Genomic DNA, 18,948 nt, shown 5'->3' with positions numbered 1-18,948 from the left:
ATCTAACAGACTCAGCATTAAGCTTATAGTGTTATTAAAATGGGGACGAGTGGTATGTGTTGGCAAGCTAGTAAAGAGTAGCTTGCCAACGTGATGAAAATTTATTTATTTTTCTAGCGCCGCGATTTCAGGCGTTGTAGGAGTACTTAAAAGCTTAGATTGTCTCTTAATTAACGTATTAATATAGGAAGATAAAGAAATAACGAAGCAAGACCATAAAGCAGATCGGTAAGCATCGATAGGTGTGCCAGTGAAAGAATATAATGATGCTGCAAAGAAGGTCATATGGCAACCAACACTAAGCTGGAACATTTGAAAGTTCAATAAACCTTTACGGTACAACTTGTTTGCATTAATACAAACAGAAAGAGAGTAACTATAGAAAATAACAATAATAGAGATAAAAGCTATCAGCCCAAATAAACCGTATCTAAATAAGTAATCTAAATAGGTATTTTCAATAATTAGTCCCTCTAATGCTAAAGGAGAGCCTTTATACCAATAGGTAAAGCCTTCATTTAGAGCTATGATTGTTTGCTTAGTACGTGTTGAAGTTGAACCATCCATTTTACCTTGAAGCAAATAGCTCAGAAAGCGTGTCACATAGTCTAGGTTGATTTCAAAATAAATCACAAAGACGATAAAAAGTACCAGCAAGGTAAACATACTAATTAAAATTTTAGTTGCTATCCCTAAGCGTAAAATGACAGATAAAAAAGTGAAGTAAAAAGCGATGATAATTGTCGCTAAGTAGCCAGTTTTTGATTGCGATAAAAATATTGCCAAAAAAGCACAAGCAATGAAGATAAGAGCAATTAGTTTATTTTTACCAAAGAATGCTTCAATGATGTAAACCGACAAGAAAAAGGTCAAGAAGTAACAGGTTATATAAACCCAATCAAACGTACCCGGAGCACGAAAACCAAAACCTTCGTAAACTTTCTTTGAGTTAAAGAGCATTAATACGTCAATGTCGCCCAGCACAATCTGTAACAGAATAAAAACAAGCTGCATTACAAAGATGATGGTCAGTGCTTTTTTTATTTTATCGCTATTTACAGCATCAAAATGAGTGGTAAATAGTGAGTAGAAAAAGACCACAAACAAAAAGAGTAAAAAGGGTTTTACTAATACTGATATATGGAAAAATGAAAAGTTAGGCACACTAAAACAAAAGGTTATTAGCATGGCAACTATAGGAAACAAATAAACATAAGCCGTGCTAGGTACTTTGATCGTTGTTCTTGTAGCAAGTGTGACGATCAAGAAATAGCCCAGCATGATAAAAAAGTATACTTTTTGGACGGTGTGATCGTCTAAAGCTGGAATAATGTAGGTAGGCCAATAACAAAGCATGAAAACAGTGGATAGAGTTAGCCACTGCGCTGAGTTGATCAACGTTTTACTTTTTTGTTGCATGTTGCCTGATCATCGTTTTGAGATAAGAAAAAATAAATTTAGGATACACCTTAAGAACTCTGTCGCGAACATGCTTGTGCATAACGATACGCTGAAGCCACCTTAAGCCGAACTTCTTTACCAAGGGATGGTAGTAATCAGGCTTGATTGATGTTTGAGTTAAAAAACCGCCACAAGTGATTATAACAGCAGGAGATATTAAGTGTTCTTTTAAAAAAATAGAGAAACGCTCTTGATAAGGTGTGCCCATACCAACTAATACAACTTCAACTTGGAGCTCATTTAACTCTTCAGCAACCTGCTGGTTATCATCAATATACCCGTTACGATGAAATACAACGTTTAATCCTGGATATTGATTTTTTAGTACTTTAACAGCTAACGTATTTTCTTCTTCAGTAGCGCCTATAATAGCAATACGCTTACCTCTAGCAGCCACAGACTCTAAAAAAGTACCTGCTATTGAGCTATAGTCGAAACTCGCACGGGTAATTTTTGGAAGAAATAAATTATGTAAATGGCATAACAATGAGCCATCAGAGAAGAAGTAATCGACTCCACTTATTAGTTCGTCATCTTGTGCCACTTCATAATATGAAAATGGGTTTAGAAAAGAAATAACCGTTTTATTTTCAGCAGCAAAAGCTTCTGCACTCGTTTGATCAAAAATCTCACCTGAGTTTAGCTTTTTATTCAATTTGTTATTCATAGTAATGATTTAAATAGATTATGGTAATGGGAAGCGGCGGCTTCTAATGAAAAACAATCCACATTTGGTGAGGGTAATTCAGGGGCTTGCTTCGTCTCGAGAGCAATTATTTTTTCAGCGAATGTGTCAACATCTAAGAAGTCAACTAAATAGCCAAGCTGACCATGTCCAGTTAGCTCTTTGGGGCCATAACGACAATCAAAAGCAACAATAGGCGTATCTAAATAAGCTGCTTCAACTAAAACTGTTGGCATGCCTTCCCAACGTGACGGTAAAAGTATGCCTTTAGCATGTGCGATATATTTATAAGGGTTCTCGGTCGTTCCATGAAGTAAAATGGTATCAACTAAATCAGATTGAGCTATTTGATGCCTTAACTTTTTTTCATCAGGGCCATTGCCAATAATGATGACTTTAAGAGAAGGCGCAGACTGCTTTGCTTGTGTTACTGCTTTAATTAAAAGATCGTAACCTTTTTGGAAATGCAATCGGCCCACACACACAAAGTAATCTTCATATTCCACATATTCAGTTGCTAGTTTTTTGATATTTTGATCGAGAACTGGGTTATAGATACATAAACTTTTATCTGCCCCAATAACTTTAAGTTGTTGCAGGTTGTTTAAAATTCCCTCAGAAACACAGATAACTTTATCTAAAGTTCTGAACAGAATTGATGCCCCAATACGGCGGAATAGATTCTTGAATGTATTTTGATCAGGTAAGTTTATTGGAACATGTTGTACAGCAACTTTGGGTATAGAAGAAGAAAGCACTAAACCGTAACGAGAAAGTCCACCTTTGGTAAAAACAACAAGATCAGGCTGTAATTGAGCACAAATATTTTTAAATCGGAGGAAATGGCTGCGCCCCCCCAAGTTAAAAACAGGCCCAAGTTGGTGAAAAGTATTTTTGAGATCACCACGGTCGTGTTCACAAATAATAGTGATCGTATATCCGTAGTGAGTCCTTAAAGCTGAGATCAGCTTTTCGGAGACGCGTTCGACGCCGCCAAGAGTAAAGTCTTCTAAAACAAAAGCGATATGCATCAGCCGCTATTTCCCTAAAAGAACTTTAATGTTGTGTAAGATAGAGTATTTGTAAATATCACAATGCGACTTTATTAATAATCTTAATGGGACCCATTTACCTAAAATAATAGCCTTCCAGCAGAGCATCGCGTTTTTTTGTTTTTTTGACATTACATGCGAATGCTTAGCAAAAAACTGTTGGAAGCCGATTAAGCGATTGGGTGAACGAGTAATACTAACGCTACTTTGTTCTTCGAACTGTAAATATGTTGATCTTTCTAGCTTTAAGCCTGTTCCGAAGTTATGAAAAAACCGTAGCCAAGTGTCATAATCCTGCCACGCTTTAAAAGAAACGTCAAAACCATTTATAGCTCTTAAGTCCGAAGTCTTACAGAACAATTGATTGCCAACTTTATTAACTACTAACAAGTCTTCAAAAGTGAGTTCACCAATAAAATAGTTGTGTGCTGTATGTTTTTCATTCTTACACACAGTAACTGGTGTACAAAGAGAACTGTAATCATCGCTCCAATTAGCAATGAAATAGGATAAGCGTTCAGTCGTAAACTCATCATCATCGTCTAAACCTGTAATAAACTCTCCTTTAGCAGCTTCGATAGCAAGATTACGTGCGGCACAGGCACCTAAAGGAGTGTCATTATGAAAAACAACAATGCGTGAGTCAGTTTGTACTAAATCATCTAAGTATGCTTTGGTATCATCAGATGAACCATCATTAACAATGATTAATTGCCAATTCGCGTAGTCTTGGTTCAAGACACTCATCACAGCTCTTTTTAGAGACTCAACCCGATTTTGTGTTGGCATATAAATAGTGATGAGTGGTAACAACTTAACGGCCTCTGTAAAAGCGAATTAAGCCAATAAAACAGCCAAAAATGCCAGCTAATAAAACACTAACAATAATGATTAAAACGCGGCGAGGGCCAGATTTTTCTTCTGCAACAATCGCAGGATCTAACGTTGTAAAAATGTACTCGCTTTTAATTTCAGTAAGCATTTTATTCTTAATTTGTTCTTCAATTAAACGGTAGAACATAGACTGCATATCGGCGATGTTGGTTTGTTGTAATTTTTCTTCTAAGTACTTAATGCTTTTATTAGATTGTTCAATATCAAAATTTTGCATCTGATTGTTGATGTCCTTAACAATATTTTCAACAACATACTGAGCAACTATAGGGGAAGGGTGTTCATAAGAAATACTGATAAATCCACCACGAACCTTATCTATGATTAGGTTCTCACTCATAACTTTATACGTTAACCATTCCAAACTTAAGTCATCAGGTAAAATAAACTTCTTGGTTTCAGCATCATATACCTCATCATCATAGGTTACTTCCTTGCTATCTCGATTCCAGCTTTTAACAGCTAAAATATCTAAGATAAGGTCATGCTCAGTGATAAACCCATATAAAAACTCTTTTGTTAGGATTTTTGCTTGTGCAACTTCCGTTTTAAAACCTTTGCTATCTAAACTACCTAAACCAGCTAAAGTAGCTAAGCCATCCAACTGACTACTCATTTCATTACTTTTACCTTGAAGGTCTTCTGTAGGGGCTAGTAATGCTTCAGAGCGATAAACATTGGGGGTATTAATCGCAACATAAATCGAAGCCAAGCCAGCAACGAAACAAATAATAATTATGTAGATTTTGAAAGACCATAGAGAGGCGAGAATCTCACCTAATTCTGGAGGAGAGACTGTATTGTGAGCAGCTTCATTATTGAGCATTTTTTTCAAAACCTTATGGAAAAAATAATAGATATTTTAGCCTGCGAATTATACCTAACTTTCTAGCGGTTACTAGTAGCAACTCAGACTCTAATTGAATTATGTATAATCGAAAGCTTAAATATCTAAAGTAGTCTAATGCCTCTAAAATTAATATTTACCTATCTTTCAGAGCAAGTGGATAAACAAAAAGCATCTGCTAAAATGAAGTGCAAAAGTGTTACACGTTTACAAATTCACTGTTAATAACTACAAAATGTTTACACTTTTTATGTTCACATACCTTATGTAATTAGATTTTGTATTGTGTTTAACCTTTTTAATGTGCCAAGGAGTGTTTGGTGCGGGGGAAATATGGACTTTTTCTTAGCTGTTTTGACTTCTTTTGCTTTTTCGCTAGCCGCCATAAAAGTATTAAGACCGTTCGCAATTCGTTTTGAGTTAGTTGATAAACCATGTACTCGTAAGCAGCATAACGGCCATGTTCCATTGATTGGCGGCATTGCTGTTTTTTGCAGTGTTGTTCTATCGAGCAGTATTTGGCTACCAATTAACTCTGAGTTACTTAGTTATTTATGTGCAGCCGGCTTAATGGTTATTTTAGGAGTCGCTGATGACAAGCATAACCTGAGTGTAAGATTTCGTATAGCCTTTCAACTATTGATCGCCACGTTCATGATTTTCGCCATAGATAGCTATTTGATGAATTTAGGCGATTTATTCTCATTCGGTGATGTGAACTTAGGCTTTTTCGGCATCGTGGTCACCTATCTAGCCGTTGTTGCAATGATTAATGCATTCAATATGGTTGATGGTATAGATGGTTTACTTGGGGCAATGGCAATAAATACAATGTCTTCCATTGCGTTGTTACTTACAATAAAAAATCAAGAAAACCTATTTACTATTTTGATAATCTTTTCATTAATACCTTACCTGATATTTAATTTAGGAGTGTTTGGTACACGCTATAGAAAAATCTTTATGGGTGATGCCGGTAGCATGTTTATAGGGTTTACAGTAGTTTGGTTGCTCGTTATTAACACTCAAGGTGAGCACAGTGGTTTTAGACCTGTGACTGCTTTGTGGATAGTTGCCGTTCCTTTGCTCGATATGACAGCGGTGATTTTATCTCGAATCCGTAACGGCCGCTCTCCTTTTCAAGCTGACCGCCAGCACCTGCACCATATCCTTCTTCGAGCAGGGCTTTCTCCTAGAAGTACATTGCTATTAATATTTCTAATAAGTCTAATGTTTTCTTCATTTGGGATTTATGGCGAGAAGGAAGCTTTAAGTGAACCAGTTATGTTTTTTGGATTTTTACTTATGTTTGCTATTTATTATGCTGCTATAAGTAATTTTTGGAACATAATAAAAAATATAAGAAAGTTCTCGCTTAAAATTTATCGATTTAATAGACAAACTAAATTAATAAAGAAAAGAAATAGCTAATTTTTCTTCTCGAGTCGTGTTTCTAGGTGGTTCAGTTGCTCGGGGTATCGTTCTTGTATTACAATGCTCTGATTTTTCAGCTCTGTATATGTCACACTCGGATTAACTAAACGAATGCCAATTGAAATTTTTTCTTTTATTTTAAGTGCTTTTTTTATCACTTACTTGCAAGTGTGGTTAGCAAAACCAATTGCCTTTAAATTTGGACTCGTTGATCGCCCAAATCACAGAAAGCTCCATGAAGGCTCAATCCCCCTAGTTGGAGGAATTTGTGTCTTTATTGGTATAAGCCTCAGTGTTTTAATTTTCTTTCCAATGACCATCGAAGTTATCTCATATATATTGCTATCTGGATTGATGGTGACTATTGGCGTTATTGATGACTACAAAGATATATCAGTTAAGCCAAGGTTGTTTGTTCAAGTTTCTATCGCATTGGCTATGGTGTTTTTCTTGGACTATAAATTACTATCGCTGGGTAACTTATTTTCATTCCAAAACATAGAGCTAGGTCATTTTTCTATTTTATTCACTGTACTGGCGGTCGTTGGATGTATTAATGCTTTTAACATGGTTGATGGGATTGATGGTTTGGTTGGCCTTTTATCGCTAATCGCTTTTACAGCATTAGCTTTCTTGCTATTCACCGCAAATATTGATTGGTATGTTTTATGTGTGTTCTTTGTTGGAGCTATCACTGCATATTTAATGTTTAACTTAAACTGGCCTATAAAAAAGTATAAAAAAATATTTATGGGTGATGCAGGGAGTATGTTGATCGGCTTCACTATTATATGGCTACTTTGTATTGGTACTCAGTCAAAAGACCCCGCATTCGCACCAGTAACTGCATTATGGATAATAGCGGTTCCATTAATTGATATGGCTGCAATCATGATCAGAAGAATCAGAAAAGGTGACTCTCCTTTTAAGCCTGATCGCGAACACTTACACCATATATTCATGCGTGCAGGCGCAACTCCTAGACAAACCTTACTGCTTATTTCTGGGCTTTCCCTTGTAATGACATGTTTGGGTATTTATTTAGAGCAGGTAAGCGAAACAGTTAGCTTACTTGTATTTTTAGTGGTGTTTTTTGTTTATAGCTATTTAATAAACCACATATGGAAAGTACTAACCTTTATGAGAAAGTTTAGAAAAGGGGCAAGTGAATGAGGTTTGCAGTATGTTCATATTTGCCTGATGGTAAGCAATCGATAGCAAAAGCGTGTGAATTGCAGGGTATAGAATACCAACATATTGATTTATTGGCTGAAGACTGGTTTGAGCAACTAAGTCATGGGGAATTTGACGGAGTTGTTATTCGCCCACCTTGTACTTTAGAAGCCCACAAGCAGATGTACGATGAGCGAGCATATGTGTTAAACAAAAAGCTTGGTATTCCTATTTATCCAAGCTTTGAAGAACTCACTGTATATGAAAGTAAGCGCAATATGCATACTTGGGCAAAATTATATGATTTGCCGCATCCCTCTACGCATGTTTTTGCGACTAAACAAGACGCTTATCAGTTTTTTGATAAATGTGATTTTCCGTTAGTAAGTAAAAGTAATGTAGGTGCAAGTGGTATTTCTGTAAAAATACTAAAAACACCGGCTCAAGCTAAAAAGCTAGCTAGAAAAATTTTTGGCAGATTTGATCCTGAACTAGCATTAGGCTATTGCCCAATAGGCAAGAAGCGTGGCATTCCATACCCTCGACTTGGTCGTAGGCAATCTCATTATATGATTTGCCAACAGTATCTTGATATTAAGTGGGAATGGCGCATAGTAAAATTACATGATAGCTACTTTGGCCATAAAAAGTTAATTGGCGACAATAACATGGCTAGTGGTTCAATGCTTGTTGGTTGGGAAGATCCTCCAAAGCAATTGCTTGAACTGACAAGAAAATTTGCAACAGCAGCTGAGTTTAGTACAGTTGCATTAGATATCTTTGAAGATCAATCAGGTCAGTTCTATGTCAATGAAATTCAACCAATAATTGGCGCAATTGCACCTTCTCAAATGTATATTAATGATGTGCCAGGGCGATACCGCTACATCAATAATGAATTTGTATTTGAACAAGGTGAATATTGTAAGAATCAGTGTTGGGATCTAAGAATTGAAGCATTTTTAAGTCAGTTAAAAGAAAAGGAAGCATAATGTTAATAGGTGTATTTGGTAGTTCTTTAAAAAAAAATGAAAAGCGAATTCCAATTCATCCAGAACACTTTGACGCAGTAGAAGATAACCTGTTAAGCAAAATGGTTTTTGAAGAAGGCTATGCTCAGGATTTTGGCTTCGATATTAACCAGTATAAAGATAAGGTAGCAGCAATACTGCCAAGACAAGAGTTATTCTCAAAGTGCGATATATTAATTTTGCCAAAATTTTCGGAAAAAGATAACGCGAACTTTAAAGAGGGCCAAACAGTGTATGGCTGGCCTCATTGTGTTCAAGGCCCTGAAATCACTCAAACAGCCATTGATAAAAAACTGACTCTTGTCGCTTTTGAAGCAATGTTCAGCGGTAAACACCATATATTCCATAAAAATAATGAAATTGCAGGCTTTGCTTCGTTGAATCATTGCTTACAGCTTAATGGTGTTACAGGCCTTTATTCTAAACCGATGAAAGCAATTGTAATTGGTTTTGGGTCGACAGGTCGTGGCGCCGTAACAGCTCTTCAGTCTCAGGGTATTAATACAATTGAAGTATTCACTCAAAGACCAGCACACTTAATTCAAAACCAAATTCCAGGTGTGATTTACTCTCAATACCGAGTAAAGCAAAACCGTGCTTTCCATAATAGTAAAGAACGCATAATTGAAAAGCTAAAAACAGCAGACATTATTGTTAACTGCATACTACAAAACCCGAATAACCCTGTAGATTTCGTAAGAGATGAAGAAGTACTCGAGCTGAAAAAAAATGCCATGATTATTGATGTATCATGTGACTTAGCGATGGGCTTTGATTTTGCCAAACCAACATCTTTTGACGAGCCAGGTTTTAAAGTTAAAGATCATATTTATTACTATGCAGTAGATCATACTCCAACCTTGTTTTGGAATAGCTCATCATACGAACTCAGTAAAGCATTATTACCATTCTTAGATGATATTTGCGGTAGTAAAACATCTTATAGTAATAATGAAATTCTTGCTCAAGCTGTAGAAATCGAAAATGGTGAAATTGTTAATAAAGCAATTTTAGAGTATCAAAACCGAAACGCTAGCTATCCTCACACCATTAAATGAGCGTAAAAAAACAATTATTATCTAACCTGTTTGGAATAGGCTTAATAGATGGACTTAATTTATTAATTCCACTATTAAGCATTCCGATACTTTCTCGCGTGCTCGGTCCTGAACAGTATGGTGTATACCTTCTTATCATGACAATCGTGATGTTCGGTTACACCTTCGTAGATTACAGCAGTAATTATGTGGGAGTACGTCAGCTCTCACAAGCAGACTCTATAGCTGAAAAGGGTGGAATCTTTGTTAACCATTTTGCTTATAGGCTAATATTCTTACTGCTTTATATTCTATGTGCATATTTATCAGCGCTAGTTATGTACCCGCCAGAAACGTCGATACTTGTTTTGACAATTGGTCTTCCGTATTTATTGGGTTATATGCTCACAAATACATGGTTTTATATAGGTACATCTAACACACTCTGGTTGGCTATATTATCTGCAGCATCGAAAGTGGTGCATCTATTGGTTATTTTATTATTAGTAAAAGGGCCTAATGATCTTGCAACAGCATTACACTCTATGAGTTTACCTACTTTACTTGCAGGGTTGGTGCTTTCGACGTTAATTTTTCGTCAATACATTAGCTTGCCAATTAATTGGCAACAAATAAAGCAAGGATGCATTAATGAGATTAAAGCGGGCGCAAATGTGTTTACAGGCTTGTTAGCACCTAATTTATACAATGCTTTGCCTATCATTGTTTTGGCTGCATTTTACAGTAAATTAGACTATGCTCTTCTAGCTTCAGCGATTAAAGTTGTAGGTGTGATCTTTATTGTTCAAAACGTTTTTGCTAAAGCTGTTTTTCCAATTTTGAGCAAAGCCGGAACCGGTGACGGTAAATTAACAAAAGTATTGCAGGCTAATTTATTAGTAACAACGGCAATGACAGCTATATTGTTTTTCTATGGTGAGTGGCTAGTTACTACTTTTTTAGGTAATCAATACGCTGGCTCTTATCAATATTTAATTGTTTTAGCTTTAAGTAGTATTTTTGTTGGTGTGGCTAATACCTTTGGTCAGGGGTTTCTTTTAGCTAATGGATTCGATAAGGATTATCGTAAAATTACCGTATATAGCTCTATTATTTCATGTATAATCATGTGCATGTCTGTGTATTTAATGGATTTGTTTGGTTTTGTAATAGCTATGCTTATCGCAAGATTAATTTTAGCTATAGGGTTATTTTCCTCGTACCAAAAGCATAAACATAGTGTCGTTAAACTGTAAATGGCTTTATGGAACATGACGAGTTAGGGTGTTTAATGTATCAAACATTAGAGCCCTACTATCGCAAAAATTGAGAGTGTAATCGTAGCACTCTTATTACTTTTTAATGATACTCAGTAGGTAGTTTATAAGTGCACAAGCCGAAACTTTTATTTTTAGTCGATAAGATGGAAAATGGAGGCGCCGAGAGGCAGTTAGTAAAAATAGCGAGTCTATACGCACATAAGTATGATGTTGAAATAACATCGCTTCTTCCTGCTGAACAAAATATGTTAGAGCAAGCAAGTGAACTGACCTACACCCCTCTGGCAACAACTCCATCTAAAGGCACTTTAGGTAAATTAAAACAACTTTATCGTAGCTACCAAGGCTTAAAGCAACTAGCTGAAAAGAATCAATATGAAGCTGTTTTCTCTTTCTTAGAATGGAGTAATGTGCTGACGATAAAGGCGTTTAAGAATAGTCCTCTTAATTCAACTGCTCGAATTTACTTGAATGTTAGAAATTACCTGTCTAATCAATATAGTAATAAACTTAAGCAAGCTGTGGCGAAGACCTTACTGCCTCGATTTTATAATCAAGCTTCGGGGGTTTTATGCAACTCAAATGCGATAAAGCAAGATCTCGAGACTAATTTCAAGATAAAAAGCAGCTTAATAAAAGTAATTTACAACAGTGTTGCCGTTGAAAAAATAACCCGTAATGCAAAATCAGTTGAGCCACCATTCAACAAACAAAGTAATGCACTTACTTTTGTGTCTTGTGGCAGGTTGGCTGATCAAAAACAATTTAATTCTTTACTGTTATCTTTTCACCAATACAACACGCAGAACAATCGTAACGACAAGCTTTACATTGTTGGTTCTGGCCCTTTAAAAAGCACACTGCAAAATACGATCGACACCTTAAGTATTAACGCTGAATTGGTTGGTCATCAAAATAATGCCCCTGCATGGCTGTTTAATGCAGACTGCTTTATTTTGAATTCATTTTTTGAAGGCTTTCCGAATGTTTTGGCCGAGTCGGTGGTGTTAGGTACATACGCAATTACAGCGGATTGTTTGTCTGGCCCACGCGAGATCATGACTAATTTCGCCATATCAGATTATAACGTTGCACTAGACGATGTGTACCCAACAGATTTTGGTGTGCTTTATAAAGTTGAGCAAAACGACTCAGCTGTTAATAAAAACCTTGTTGAAGCGCTAACGATGAGCTTAGCAAGAATAAACACTCACAAAGCAAAACCTAATAACAATGATTTGCTAAACGATAATTTTGGTATCACCCCTTGGTACGATATTTTAGGCTAAAGCACCGCGTCTCTTAAGCTCATTGTGAACATTTGGTCTTCTCTGTGCAGCGCGCAGCGCCTCAGTGATCTCTGTGGTTCAATATGTTTAAAGACTAGCCATCAGCTTTCAGCTGTCAGATTGAAGCCGGACGGTGTTGTTTGTAGATCTTTATCAAAGATCTGCCTCGTAGGAGGTACTTCAGTGCCGAAAATATTTGCACAAAGAGAAGTGAATGAGAAAAGAATGAGATAACTCAAAAATATCTTTTTTTACCACCTCTAAAGCGCAGCGTCTCTTATCCTCTTTGTGAACATTTGGCTTTCTCTGTGAAGCGCGAAGCGCCTCTATGACCTCTGTGGTTCAATAATTTTTCGCACAATGAGAAGAGAATGAGGAAGTAAAAATAATGCTTTTTTGTTTTCCTCTAAGCGCAGCGCTCCCATAGTTTCATTGTGATCATTTGGTATTCTCTGTGTAGCGCGAAGCGCCTCTATGTCCTCTGTGGTTCAATATGTTTAAAGACTAGCCATCAGCTTTCAGCTGTCAGATTGAAGCCGGACGGTGTTGTTTGTAGATCTTTATCAAAGATCTGCCTCGTAGGAGGTACTTCAGTGCCGAAAATATTTGCACAAAGAGAAGTGAACGAGAAGAGAGTGAGGTAAATCAAAAACACCTTTATTTACAGCCTCTAAAGCGCAGCGTCTCTTAGCCTCTTTGTGATAATTAGGTCTTCTCTGTGTAGCGCGAAGCGCCTCTATGTCCTCTGTGGTTCAATATGTTTAAAGACTAGCCATCAGCTTTCAGCTGTCAGATTGAAGCCGGACGGTGTTGTTTGTAGATCTTTATCAAAGATCTGCCTCGTAGGAGGTACTTCAGTGCCGAAAATATTTGCACAAAGAGAAGTGAATGAGAAAAGAATGAGGTAACTCAAAAATACCTCTATTTACAGCCTCTTAAGCGCAGCACCTCTTATCCTCTTTGTGCGATTAAATGTGTTTGTAGGTGTGAAATTTATTTCGCGCGCAAGTATTTGCACAATGAGAAGTGAATGAGAAAAGAAAGAGGAAACCCAAAATACTTTTTTACCACCTCTAAGCGCAGCGCTCCCATAGTTTCATTGTGATCATTTGGTATTCTCTGTGTAGCGCGAAGCGCCTCTATGTCCTCTGTGGTTCAATATTCCTTTTGCACTGATTGTACAGAAGCAACAGAACAAATACGCAATTCAAACTCAATCGCACTTTAAATAAACTACACCTCTAAAGCGCAGCGTCTCATAATCTCTTTGTGAATATAGGCTTTTGGCTCTTATTCTCTATTGTGTAATTACTTAAAGCTATCTAATCTAAGCTTCCTCACCTAAAAATTGTAACTGAATCGGAAATAAGATTGATATTCTGACCATAGAAGATATAATTTAGCGGCTTTAAAGGATGTACATCACTAAAAGGAAGGTTAGCTTTTAATCAAAGCTACAAATTAGACAGTCACTTCCAATGAATACGTCTTCATAATTTTGCAATACTTTGGTAGTTAAAAGTGCAAAATAGTAAAAAATTATAGTACCTAATTAATTTTAAAATCGGCTAGATTCAACACGTGTAGAATCGTTTAAATGTTGAATTATCTATGCGCAAATTATATCGGCCAGTTTGGTTTGTTAACTTGCGTATAACAAGCTCGCATGCTTTAATTAGCCAGCTTAAGCTAGCAAACGTTAATCAAAATACAACAATCTTTTGGGAAGAAGAATGGCGTTCAAATTTAAACTCCTTTTAGCATCTTTGTCTATTATCACAGTGAGTGGTTGTACAATTATTCCGGGTAGTCACTACGAAGGTATTGACTCTGGTGATCAAGTCGAGAATTTAGAAAAAGACCTCGAAAAAGTTAATATCCAAGTTATTGACTCTTCATTAATAAATCAACAAAAAGCAAACAATAAAAAAACTACTCAGCCTAACAGCTTAGCCGGTGTAAACGTAAGCGACTATGAATACAAGTTAGGAGTAGGCGACGTATTAACGATTGGCGTGTGGGATCACCCTGAATTAACCATTCCTGCTGCAGTGCAACGTACAGCAGAGTTCGACGGCTTCCGTGTGCAAACAGATGGCACCATTACATTTGCTTATGCGCCAAATATAAAAGCTGCTGGCCGCACAGTTGCTCAAGTACGCGCTGACTTAGCAAAACGACTAAGCCGCGTAATTGAAGATCCACAAATTGATGTAAAAGTAGTTGGTTTCAGAAGCCAAAAAGCCTACGTAACTGGTGAAGTAGAAAACCCAGGTGTTTACCCAGTAACCGAAATTCCACTTACATTAATTGATGCGCTAAACCAAGCGGGTGGTTTAACTGACCGTGCAGACTGGCGCACAGTAACCTTTACGCGTGGTGACAAAACAGAAGAAATTAAACTAGATGATTTTTATGCTCACGGTGACATTTCACAAAACCGATTATTAAAGCATGGCGATATTGTGCATGTTAACCGCGACGATAAGCAAAAAGTTTATGTATTAGGCGATATACAAAAGGCTGGCACAGTAAATGTTGACCGCTACGGCTTAAACCTAGCGCAAGCACTTAGCGATACAGGTGGTATTAGAGAAGCAACAGCTGATGCAAACGGTATTTTTGTACTACGCAAGCGCGACCTAGAAAAAGATGGCATTATTGCTGATGTTTATCAGCTTCATGCAAAAAATGTAGCAGCACTCGTACTTGCAGAGCAGTTTGAATTGCAACCACGCGATATTGTGTACGTTACATCTGCACCGCTTGCGCGTTGGAACCGTGTAATTAGCCTACTATTACCTTCAGTTTCGACCGTTGATTCGATCAACGACGTAACAAATAACTAAGGTTAAGTATGTTTGACTCAGTATTAGTAGTATGTGCAGGTAATATTTGCCGTAGCCCAACTGCCGAGTATGTACTTAAAAGTAAGTTACAAGGTAAAAGTATTGCAGTTTCATCGGCTGGTTTAACCGCATTAGAAGGTAAACCTGCCGATGCAATGGCACAAAAGCTGACTCAAGAACAAGGCATTGATATGTCGGCCCATGCTGGCCGACAAATCAGCTCGTCGTTAGTTATGCAAAACAGCGTAATTTTGGTGATGGAAAAACGCCACCTAGATGACCTATGCGCACGTTACCCACAAGCGCGTGGCAAAACCTTTTTGCTAGGCAAGTGGATTGGCGATAAAGAGATCCCCGATCCTTACCGCCAAAGCGAAGAAGCATTTAAACATGTGTACGACCTAATCGATAGCGCCTGCAGCGCTTGGCAAAAGTATTTATAAGGAAACTTGCATTAATGAATGCTCAGCCTTCTAGTCTGTCTGGTAATAAATCGGGCAGTGCAAACACACAAAACTCTCAAGAAATCGATTTAATGGCGCTAGTTGGCGCATTACTTGATCGTAAATATTTTATCGCTGCAGTTACCGCTGTATTTATGCTGGTGGGTGTTATTTATGCACTGTATGCAGCGCCGGTATACCAAGCAAGCGCTATGATACAAGTTGAAGACAGCAGTGCCTCGGTACCTGGCTTTGATGACATGAGCGGTATGTTCGAAAGTACATCAGCAGCTGTAACCGAAATAGAGCTACTAAAATCACGCTCTGTAATTGGTGAAGCGGTAGATACGCTAAACTTAGATGTAATTGTAGAACCAAAATTATTCCCGATGATTGGTAACCGCGCATTTAGAAGCTTTAAGCCGCAGTCGCCAGGTGAAGTAGCCGAGCCTAGCTGGGGCGCAAGCTCTTATGCATGGGGCGGCGAAAGCATTGACGTATTTAGATTTGATGTACCAAGTTTTAATGTAGGTACAACCTTTATAATAGTTGCGCTTGAGAATAACCAAGTTGAGCTGCAAAACGAAGATGGCGACACTATTTTAACGGGCAATGTTGGCCAAGAGCTTTCGAACGGTATTATCGATTTAACTATTCGTAGTATTAATGCACGCCCAGGTACTGAGTTTTTAATTACTAAACGCGACCGCTTAAATACGATTTTAGACTTGCAAGCGGCAATTGGTGCCAGCGAAAAAGGTAAAGACTCGGGTATTATTACCCTTACGCTACAAAGTGAGAGCGCTCAATACGCTGAAAAAGTGTTAGATAAAGTGGCCTCTATTTATGTGCGTCGTAATATTGACCGCAACAGTGCAGAGGCACAAAAGTCACTCGAGTTTTTAGAAGTACAACTGCCAGAGGTTAAAAAGCAGCTAGAGTATGCTGAAAAGCGCTTTAACGATTACCAAATTAAGCAAAAGTCAGTAAATATTACTTTAGAGACTCAAGGTGTACTTGAGCAAATTGTAGAGCTAGAAACTAAACTACAAGAGCTAGAACTAAAACGCCTAGAGCTAAGCCGTAAATTTAAAGAAAGCCACCCAACGTACCAAGGGGTGCTAGAGCAAATTGAAGCGGTAGAAAAACAAAAGAAAAACCTAACCGGCGAAGTAACTAATTTACCATCGACTCAGCAAGAGCTATTACGCTTAAAACGCGATGTTGAAGTAAGCAACCAAATTTACACTATGCTATTAGGTAAAACACAAGAGCTAGATATTGTGCGTGCTGGTACGGTGGGTAACGTACGTATTATTGACCGCGCAGAGGTAAACCTATCTAAGCCTGTTAAGCCTAAAAAAGCACTGATTGTGGTAATGGCGACTATGCTGGGTGGCATGTTAGCAGTAGCTATTGTGTTAATTCAAAAAGCAATCCATAAAGGTATTGAAGACCCAAGCGAAATTGAAAGCCTTGGCCTACCTGTGTATGCAAGTGTACCTTTTTCTGACCACCAAGATAAGCTAGTGTCGTTTGGTAAAATGAAAAACAGAAAAGCGACTCAAGCTAATACCATATTGGCGGTAGAAAACCCGGCTGACCTATCAATAGAGGCACTACGTAGTTTACGTACTAGCCTACACTTTGCGATGATGGAAGCCAAAAACAACGTAATTGCAATATCTGGCCCAAGCCCGGGTGTAGGTAAATCGTTTGTATCAGTAAACTTAGCAACGGTACTGGCACAAAGTGACAAAAAGGTACTTATTATTGATGCCGATATGCGAAAAGGTTACTTACAAAAATCGTTTAACGATAAGTGGGAAAACGGCTTAAGCGACTTTTTATCGGGCCGTTTAGAGCTTAAAAATGTAATAAAGCAAACTAAGGTACCAAACTTACACTTAATTACTCGCGGGCAAATTCCACCAAACCCGTCTGAGCTATTAATGCACGAGCGTTTTTCTAAGCTAATCGAAACAATAAAAGAGCATTACGACATAATAATTATAGATACTCCCCCTATTTTAGCGGTAACAGACCCTGCAATTGTCAGTGCCCATGCAGGCAGTACTTTACTAGTAACACGTTTTGGGCAAAACCATGTACGTGAGCTTGAACTAACACGTAACCGCTTTGAGCAAAATGGCATTGATGTAAAAGGCGTGGTATTTAACGGTGTACTTAAAAAAGCCAGCAATGCGTATGGGTATTATGGTTATTATAACTACGAGTATAAGTCGAGTAATTAAACCTATCAGTATTCATTACGATTAGTTCATAGTAGCGTAATCCTACTTGTTTACGCTACAAGCTAAATTTAAATATTCTCCAAGGATTTAAAGTGAAAGTATTAACTGTATTCGGTACTCGCCCTGAGGCTATCAAAATGGCTCCGCTTGTTCATGCACTAGCTAACGATAGCCGATTTGAATCAAAAGTATGCGTAACTGCACAGCATCGCGAAATGCTAGATCAAGTTTTAGAGCTATTTAAAATTACCCCTGAGTATGATTTAAACTTAATGAAAGCCGGGCAAACCTTACCAGAGGTAACGAGCCGAATTTTATTAGAGCTAACACCTGTACTAAAAGAGTTTAAGCCAGATGTAGTACTAGTACATGGTGATACAGCAACAACATTTGCAGCAAGTTTAGCTGCGTATTACGAGCAAATTGCAGTAGGTCATGTTGAAGCTGGTTTACGTACGGGTAATATTTATTCACCATGGCCTGAAGAAGCGAACCGTAAGCTTACTGGCGCACTCACTAAGTACCACTTTGCACCTACTGATACGTCAAAGCAAAACCTGTTAAATGAAAACTACGCGGCAGAAAATATCAGCGTAACAGGCAATACAGTTATTGATGCGTTGCTCATGGTTAAAGAGCAAATTGAAAACGATAGCGACCTAAACAACACGCTTTCAGCTCAATTCCCAATGCTTGATGCAAATAAAAGGCTTATTTTAGTAACAGGGCATCGCCGCGAAAGTTTTGGTGGTGGTTTTGAGCGTATTTGTGAAGCACTGGCACAAACAGCTCAAGCACATCCTGATTGCCAAATACTTTACCCAGTACATTTAAACCCTAATGTTCAAGAGCCAGTTAACCGTATTTTAAGCAATGTTGATAATGTACACCTAATTGAGCCTCAGCAGTATTTACCTTTCGTGTATTTAATGAATCAAGCTCATATCATTTTAACTGATTCAGGTGGTATTCAAGAAGAAGCACCAAGTTTAGGTAAGCCTGTATTAGTAATGCGTGATACAACAGAACGCCCAGAGGCGGTAGAAGCAGGCACGGTTAAGTTAGTTGGTACTGATGTAAGCAAAATCACATCTGCGCTTAATGAGTTACTAACTGATGATACTGCATATAAAGCAATGAGCCGTGCACACAACCCGTATGGCGATGGTAAAGCGTGTAAACGCATTTGTGATTTATTAGATGAAAGTAATCGTTAAT

15 protein-coding genes are annotated in these 18,948 nt (G+C 37.7%); 10 read left to right on the top strand and 5 right to left on the bottom strand.

Annotated features, from left to right (window positions below; genetic code table 11):
- Positions 1–105 precede the first annotated feature (105 nt).
- The 5 genes from QUE86_RS05745 to QUE86_RS05725 all read right to left on the bottom strand — a co-directional run bounded on the left by QUE86_RS05745 (position 106) and on the right by QUE86_RS05725 (position 4,918).
- Positions 106–1,419, bottom strand: coding sequence for an O-antigen ligase family protein (locus QUE86_RS05745; RefSeq protein ID WP_286259814.1), 1,314 nt, complete (start codon positions 1,417–1,419; stop codon positions 106–108).
- Positions 1,403–2,128: a WecB/TagA/CpsF family glycosyltransferase gene (locus QUE86_RS05740; protein ID WP_286259812.1), complete on the bottom strand. Its 726-nt coding sequence runs from the start codon at positions 2,126–2,128 to the stop codon at positions 1,403–1,405. Before QUE86_RS05740 ends, QUE86_RS05745 begins: the two co-directional genes overlap by 17 nt.
- On the bottom strand, positions 2,125–3,177 hold the full coding sequence (locus QUE86_RS05735) for a glycosyltransferase (protein ID WP_286259809.1): 1,053 nt from the start codon (positions 3,175–3,177) through the stop codon (positions 2,125–2,127). The genes QUE86_RS05740 and QUE86_RS05735 overlap by 4 nt, the downstream gene beginning before the upstream one ends.
- Positions 3,178–3,183: 6 nt before the next feature.
- Positions 3,184–3,945 carry a glycosyltransferase gene (locus QUE86_RS05730; RefSeq protein ID WP_286259807.1) on the bottom strand — a complete coding sequence of 254 codons (762 nt, stop codon included), beginning with the start codon at positions 3,943–3,945 and terminating at the stop codon, positions 3,184–3,186.
- A 67-nt stretch (positions 3,946–4,012) separates the two neighbouring features.
- Positions 4,013–4,918 (bottom strand): Wzz/FepE/Etk N-terminal domain-containing protein, encoded by a 906-nt coding sequence (locus QUE86_RS05725; RefSeq protein ID WP_286259806.1) that lies wholly within the window; start codon positions 4,916–4,918, stop codon positions 4,013–4,015.
- A 354-nt stretch (positions 4,919–5,272) separates the two neighbouring features.
- On the opposite strand from QUE86_RS05725, the gene wecA (QUE86_RS05720) reads away from it, so the two are divergent.
- From wecA (QUE86_RS05720) to wecB, 10 genes are all read left to right on the top strand, one after another.
- On the top strand, positions 5,273–6,370 hold the full coding sequence (gene wecA, locus QUE86_RS05720; RefSeq protein WP_286259805.1) for a UDP-N-acetylglucosamine--undecaprenyl-phosphate N-acetylglucosaminephosphotransferase: 1,098 nt from the start codon (positions 5,273–5,275) through the stop codon (positions 6,368–6,370).
- A gap of 114 nt (positions 6,371–6,484) precedes the next feature.
- Positions 6,485–7,546: a UDP-N-acetylglucosamine--undecaprenyl-phosphate N-acetylglucosaminephosphotransferase gene (gene wecA / locus QUE86_RS05715; RefSeq protein WP_286259804.1), complete on the top strand. Its 1,062-nt coding sequence runs from the start codon at positions 6,485–6,487 to the stop codon at positions 7,544–7,546.
- Positions 7,547–7,566: 20 nt separating this feature from the next.
- A complete protein-coding gene (locus QUE86_RS05710) occupies positions 7,567–8,538 on the top strand; it encodes an ATP-grasp domain-containing protein (RefSeq protein WP_286259803.1) in 972 nt (323 codons plus the stop codon).
- Positions 8,538–9,635, top strand: coding sequence for a Rossmann-fold NAD(P)-binding domain-containing protein (locus QUE86_RS05705; RefSeq protein ID WP_286259799.1), 1,098 nt, complete (start codon positions 8,538–8,540; stop codon positions 9,633–9,635). The genes QUE86_RS05710 and QUE86_RS05705 overlap by 1 nt, the downstream gene beginning before the upstream one ends.
- Positions 9,632–10,870, top strand: a complete 1,239-nt coding sequence (locus QUE86_RS05700; RefSeq protein WP_286259795.1) for an oligosaccharide flippase family protein — start codon at positions 9,632–9,634, stop codon at positions 10,868–10,870. The genes QUE86_RS05705 and QUE86_RS05700 overlap by 4 nt, the downstream gene beginning before the upstream one ends.
- 131 nt (positions 10,871–11,001) lie before the next feature.
- Positions 11,002–12,183 (top strand): glycosyltransferase, encoded by a 1,182-nt coding sequence (locus QUE86_RS05695; RefSeq protein ID WP_286259793.1) that lies wholly within the window; start codon positions 11,002–11,004, stop codon positions 12,181–12,183.
- Between the two features lie 1,733 nt (positions 12,184–13,916).
- On the top strand, positions 13,917–15,032 hold the full coding sequence (locus tag QUE86_RS05690; protein ID WP_286259791.1) for a polysaccharide export protein: 1,116 nt from the start codon (positions 13,917–13,919) through the stop codon (positions 15,030–15,032).
- Positions 15,033–15,040: 8 nt separating this feature from the next.
- The gene (locus tag QUE86_RS05685; RefSeq protein WP_286259789.1) at positions 15,041–15,475 is read left to right on the top strand and encodes a low molecular weight protein-tyrosine-phosphatase; all 435 of its coding nucleotides are present in this window, start codon (positions 15,041–15,043) and stop codon (positions 15,473–15,475) included.
- Between the two features lie 14 nt (positions 15,476–15,489).
- Positions 15,490–17,730 carry a polysaccharide biosynthesis tyrosine autokinase gene (locus QUE86_RS05680; RefSeq protein WP_286259786.1) on the top strand — a complete coding sequence of 747 codons (2,241 nt, stop codon included), beginning with the start codon at positions 15,490–15,492 and terminating at the stop codon, positions 17,728–17,730.
- Positions 17,731–17,822: 92 nt separating this feature from the next.
- Positions 17,823–18,947: a non-hydrolyzing UDP-N-acetylglucosamine 2-epimerase gene (wecB, locus tag QUE86_RS05675; RefSeq protein ID WP_286259785.1), complete on the top strand. Its 1,125-nt coding sequence runs from the start codon at positions 17,823–17,825 to the stop codon at positions 18,945–18,947.
- The last annotated feature ends 1 nt before the right edge of the window (position 18,948 follow it).

The sequence above is a fragment of the Pseudoalteromonas apostichopi genome, assembly GCF_030297135.1.
In the GTDB taxonomy this organism is placed as follows: Bacteria; Pseudomonadota; Gammaproteobacteria; order Enterobacterales; family Alteromonadaceae; genus Pseudoalteromonas; species Pseudoalteromonas apostichopi.
This window is presented reverse-complemented; position numbering and strand designations above follow the sequence as displayed.

What these genes read in the sequence shown, in the direction of transcription:
- QUE86_RS05745 (WP_286259814.1), bottom strand. Translation starts at nt 1,419, where the DNA reads ATGCAACAAAAAAGTAAAACGTTGATCAACTCAGCGCAGTGGCTAACT.
- QUE86_RS05740 (WP_286259812.1), bottom strand. Translation starts at nt 2,128, where the DNA reads ATGAATAACAAATTGAATAAAAAGCTAAACTCAGGTGAGATTTTTGAT.
- QUE86_RS05735 (WP_286259809.1), bottom strand. Translation starts at nt 3,177, where the DNA reads ATGCATATCGCTTTTGTTTTAGAAGACTTTACTCTTGGCGGCGTCGAA.
- QUE86_RS05730 (WP_286259807.1), bottom strand. Translation starts at nt 3,945, where the DNA reads ATGAGTGTCTTGAACCAAGACTACGCGAATTGGCAATTAATCATTGTT.
- QUE86_RS05725 (WP_286259806.1), bottom strand. Translation starts at nt 4,918, where the DNA reads ATGCTCAATAATGAAGCTGCTCACAATACAGTCTCTCCTCCAGAATTA.
- wecA (WP_286259805.1), top strand. Translation starts at nt 5,273, where the DNA reads ATGGACTTTTTCTTAGCTGTTTTGACTTCTTTTGCTTTTTCGCTAGCC.
- wecA (WP_286259804.1), top strand. Translation starts at nt 6,485, where the DNA reads ATGCCAATTGAAATTTTTTCTTTTATTTTAAGTGCTTTTTTTATCACT.
- QUE86_RS05705 (WP_286259799.1), top strand. Translation starts at nt 8,538, where the DNA reads ATGTTAATAGGTGTATTTGGTAGTTCTTTAAAAAAAAATGAAAAGCGA.
- QUE86_RS05700 (WP_286259795.1), top strand. Translation starts at nt 9,632, where the DNA reads ATGAGCGTAAAAAAACAATTATTATCTAACCTGTTTGGAATAGGCTTA.
- QUE86_RS05690 (WP_286259791.1), top strand. Translation starts at nt 13,917, where the DNA reads ATGGCGTTCAAATTTAAACTCCTTTTAGCATCTTTGTCTATTATCACA.
- QUE86_RS05685 (WP_286259789.1), top strand. Translation starts at nt 15,041, where the DNA reads ATGTTTGACTCAGTATTAGTAGTATGTGCAGGTAATATTTGCCGTAGC.
- QUE86_RS05680 (WP_286259786.1), top strand. Translation starts at nt 15,490, where the DNA reads ATGAATGCTCAGCCTTCTAGTCTGTCTGGTAATAAATCGGGCAGTGCA.